At 74.6% G+C, this 4,857-nt stretch carries 1 protein-coding gene; it reads right to left on the bottom strand.

Annotated elements, in window-relative coordinates:
- Window positions 1–4,857: amino acid adenylation domain-containing protein (locus ACZ60W_RS37000; protein WP_469759796.1), on the bottom strand; the 4,857-nt coding region annotated here is incomplete at both ends.

The raw sequence follows: 4,857 nt of genomic DNA, 5'->3' as shown, positions 1-4,857 counted from the left end.
GAACCACAACGGCACCAACCCCACCGGCACCACGGAACCCGTCGCGTTCACCCCACTCACCAGCCGCTCACGCTCCACCCCGTCCAGGACGTCGATGTCGCCGATGGAGCGGTCGGGGTCGGCGACGGCGGCGCGGAGCAGGCGCTCCAGGCGGGCGACGACGGTCTCGACGGTGGCGCGGTCGAAGAGGTCGGCGGAGTATTCGGCGACGCCTTCGAGGCCGTTCGGGACACCGTTCGCGGTGTGCCGTTCGCCGAGGCCGAGGGAGAGGTCGAAGCGTGCCCAGGAGGACGTGCCGGCCTCGGCGGACACGGTGAGGCCGGGCAGTTCGAGGGCGGCGTCGCGGGAGTTCTGGACGGTGAGCGTCACCTGGAAGAGCGGGTGACGGGTGAGCGAGCGCTGCGGGTTGAGCGCCTCGACGATGCGCTCGAAGGGCAGGTCCTGGTGGGCGTACGCGGCGAGGTCGGTGTCCCGGACGCGGGCGAGCAGCTCACGGAAGGACGGGGCGCCGGAGGTGTCGGTGCGCAGGACCAGGGTGTTCAGGAAGAAGCCCACGAGGTCGTCGAGGGCGTCGTCGGTGCGGCCGGCGATCGGGGCGCCGATCGGGATGTCGTCGCCCGCGCCGAGCCGGCTGAGGACGGACGCGAGTCCGGCCTGGAGGACCATGAAGAGGCTGGTGCCCGTCGAGCCGGCGAGGGCCAGGAGCCGGCGGTGCAGCTGGGCGTCGAGGGTGAAGCGCAGCTTCGCTCCCCGCTGGGCACCGGTCAGCGGCCGGGGCCGGTCGGTGGGCAGGGCGAGCTCCTCGGGCAGACCGGCGAGCACATCGGTCCAGTGGGCGAGCTGGCGGGCGATCTCGCTGTCCGGGTCGCTCTCGTCGCCGAGCTGCTCGCGCTGCCACAGCGTGTAGTCCGCGTACTGGACGGGCAGCGGCGTCCACTGCGGTGCCTCTCCGCGGACGCGGGCCCGGTAGGCGGTGGAGAGGTCCGTGGCCAGGGGGGCGAGGGACCAGGCGTCGCCGGCGATGTGGTGCAGGACCAGGACGAGCACGTGCTCGTCCGGACCGGTGACGAACAGCGTGGCCCGCAGCGGGACCTCGCCGGTCAGGTCGAAGCCGTCGCGGAGCAGTGCGGCGATGCGGGCCTGCGCGTCTTCGGGTCCGGCGCAACCGTCGTCCGGGCCGTCCAGGACGGTGAGGCCGACGGGCTGGGCCTCGGCGTCGAGGACCGCCTGACGGGGTTCGCCGTCGGTGGCCGGGAAGACCGTCCGCAGGCTCTCGTGGCGCTGTGCGAGGTCGGCGAGCGCGGCGCCGAGGGCCGCGCGGTCGAGGTCGCCGGACAGGCGCAGGACCATCGGGATGTTGTAGAGCGGACTCGTCGGGTCCATCTGGTTGACGAACCACAGGCGGCGCTGGGCGAAGGACAGCGGGACGGCGTCGGGCCGCTCGGTCGGGGCGGGGGCCGGACGGGCCGTGCCGGCGCCGTCGAGGCGCTCGGCGAGGCCGGCGACGGTCGGGGCCTCGAAGAGGGCCCGGATGCCGAGCTGCACGCCCAGGACCGAACGGATGCGGCTGAGGAGCCGGGTCGCGAGGAGGGAGTGGCCGCCGAGCGCGAAGAACCCGTCGTGGATGCCGATCCGGCCGACGCCGAGGACGTCGGCGAACAGGCCGCACAGGATCGCTTCCTGCGGGGTGCGCGGTTCCCTGCCGCGTACCACCGCGGTCTGCTGCGGTGCGGGCAGGGCCCTGCGGTCGGTCTTGCCGTTCGGGGTGAGCGGCACCGCGTCGAGGGTGACGACGGCCGACGGGACCATGTACTCGGGCAGGGCGGCGGCGACGTGGCGGCGGGCCGCCTCGCCGTCCGGGGCGGCGCCCTCGACGGGGACGAGGTAGCCGACCAGGCGGCGGTTGCCGGGGGTGTCCTCGCGGACGGCGGCGACGGCGCGGGCGACACCGGGGACGGTGGCGAGCGCGGCCTCGACCTCGCCGAGTTCGATGCGGTGGCCGCGGACCTTCACCTGGTCGTCGGCGCGGCCGACGAACTCCAGGCTGCCGTCGGCCCGGTGGCGGACCACGTCGCCGGTGCGGTACATCCGGGTGCCGGCCGGGCCGAACGGGTCGGCGACGAAGCGCTGGGCGGTGAGCGCGGTGCGGTTCAGATAGCCGCGGGCCACGCCCTCGCCGGCGAGGTACAGCTCACCGGGGACTCCGGCCGGGACGGGGTTGAGCCGCCGGTCGAGGACGTACGCCTGGGTGTTGCGCAGGGGGCGGCCGATGGGCACGGCTCCGTCGGGAAGTTCCTCGCCGGGGGCGGCGCGGTGCTGGACGGCGCTGACGGTGGTCTCGGTGGGGCCGTAGACGTTGAAGACCGCGCCGTCCGGGTGCCGGCGGCGCCAGGGCGCGACGGCGGCGGAGGTGAGGGCCTCGCCGGCGACGAGGAGTTCGGCGTCGGCCTCGGCCGGTTCGACGGAGTCGGCGAGCATGCCGAGGTGGCTGGGCGTCACCTTCAGCAGGCTGAAGTCCTGCTCGACGGCCCCTTCGAGGAAGTCGGTGAGCCGGATGCGGCCGCCGACGGTGAGCGGGACGTGCAGCGAGGTCACCGTGGTGTCGAAGGAGACCGAGGAGTGCAGCGGCACGGTGCCGGCGACGCCCCGGTAGTCGCCGCCGGCGCCCGCGACGTAGTCGGCGAGGCCGGCGTGGCGGACGACGACGCCCTTCGGGGTGCCGGTGGAGCCGGAGGTGTAGATCACGTAGGCGGGATGGTCGGCCAGCAGCGGGCCCGTGCGGTCCGCGTCGGCGGGGTCGTCCGCGCGCTGCCCGGCGAGGTCGGCGACGGTCGCCGGGGCGTCGAGGACGAGGAGGGGCTGGGTGGCGCCCTTGGGAAGGTGCGGCACGACGTCCTGGGCGGTGACCACCAGGGCGGGTGCGGCGTCGGCCAGCATGTAGGCGATGCGGTCGGCGGGGTACTCGGTGTCGACGGGCAGGTACGCCGCGCCGGACTTCAGCACGGCGAGCACCGCGACGATCATCTCCGGCGACCGCGGCACCGCGATCGCCACGACCGACTCCGGACCCGCGCCCCGCCCGACGAGCAGATGCGCGAGGCGGTTCGCCCGCGCGTTGAGCTCCGCGTAGGTGAGGGTCACGTCGCCGCTGGTCACGGCGGGCGCTTCGGGGGTACGGGCGACCTGGGCCTCGATCATCCGCGGCACGAGCAGGTCGGGCAGGGGGCGGGCGGTGTCGTTCCAGCCGTAGAGCAGCAGCTCGCGCTCGGCGACGCCGAGGATGTCGAGATCCTCGATCCGGCGGTCGGCGTCCGCGACCACGGCCTTGAGGACGGTGACGAACCGCTCCGCCATCGCCTCGACCGTCGCCCGGTCGAACAGGTCCGTGGCGAACTCGACGAGGGCGTCGAGGCCGGCGGGCGCGCCGTCGGCGGTGAGACGCTCGTTGAGGCCGAAGGACAGGTCGAAGCGGGCCACGCCGCCGCTGCCCGGCTCGGCGCCGATGGTCAGACCCGGCAGCTCCAGGGTGGGCTGCGCGGTGTTCTGCAGGGCGAGGACGATCTGGAACAGGGGGTGGCGGCCGAGGGAGCGGGGCGGGTTCAGGGCCTCGACGAGTCGCTCGAACGGCACGTCCTGGTGGGCGTACGCGGTCAGGTCGGTCTCCCGGACCCGGGCCAGGAGGTCGCGGAAGGACGGGTTCCCGGAGGTGTCCGTGCGCAGCACGAGCTCGTTGATGAAGAAGCCGACCAGCTCTTCCACGGCGTCGTCGGTGCGGCCCGCGACCGGGGTGCCGATCGGGATGTCCGTCCCGGCGCCGAGGCGGGTCAGCAGGCTCGCCAGGGCCGCCTGGAGGACCATGAACAGGCTGGTGCCGGACTCCCGCGCGAGGCTCAGGAGCTGCCGGTGCAGCGCGGCGTCCAGCTCGAAGCGGATCCGCTCGCCCCGGTGAGAGGAGGCGTCGGGGCGCGGGCGGTCGGTCGGCAGGGGCAGCTCGTCGGGCAGGCCGGCGAGGGTCTGCGTCCAGTGGGCCAGCTGGCGGGCGATCTCGCTGTCGGGGTCGGTCTCGTCGCCGAGCACCTCGCGCTGCCACAGCGCGTAGTCCGCGTACTGGACCGGGAGCGGCGCCCACTGCGGCGCGGCGCCCTCGCACCGCGCGGCGTAGGCGTCGCCCAGGTCGCGGGCGAGCGGTCGCATGGACCAGGCGTCGCCGGCGATGTGGTGCAGCACCAGCACGAGCACGTGCTCGTCCGGGCCGACGGTGAGCAGGGTGGCCCTCAGCGGGGTCTGCTCGGCCAGGTCGAACCCGTGCCGGACCGCCGCGGCGACCCGCGCGGCCACCTCGTCCTCCGTGACGTCGACGGTCCGCAGGATCCGGCCCGCGACGGTCCCGGCGTCGAGCACGACCTGCGTGGGCGTGCCCTCGGGCGCGGGGAAGAGGGTGCGGAGCGACTCGTGGCGGGTCACCACGTCGGCGAGCGCGGTCTCCAGCGCGGCTGCGTCGAGCAGGCCGTGCAGGCGCAGGCCCAGGGAGATGTTGTAGAGCGGGCTGTCGGTGTCGAGCTGGTTGATGAACCACAGGCGGCGCTGCGCGTACGACAGCGGGATCTCGGCCGGCCGCCGCCGGGGCGCGAGGGCGGTGCGGGCGGCCGCCGTGCCTCCGCCGTCGAGGTGCTGTGCGAGGGCGGCGACGGTGGGTGTCTCGAACAGTGCGCGGACCGGCAGCTCGACGCCGAGGACCGTGCGGATCCGGGACACCAGCCGGGTCGCGAGCAGCGAGTGGCCACCGAGGTCGAAGAAACTGTCGTCGATACCGACCCGGGACAGACCCAGGATCTCCGCGAACAGACCACAGAGGAT

The sequence above is a fragment of the Streptomyces sp. NPDC104202 genome (assembly GCF_055584185.1).
Note: the sequence above shows the minus strand (reverse complement) of the source record. Positions and strands in the feature narration are given on the sequence as shown.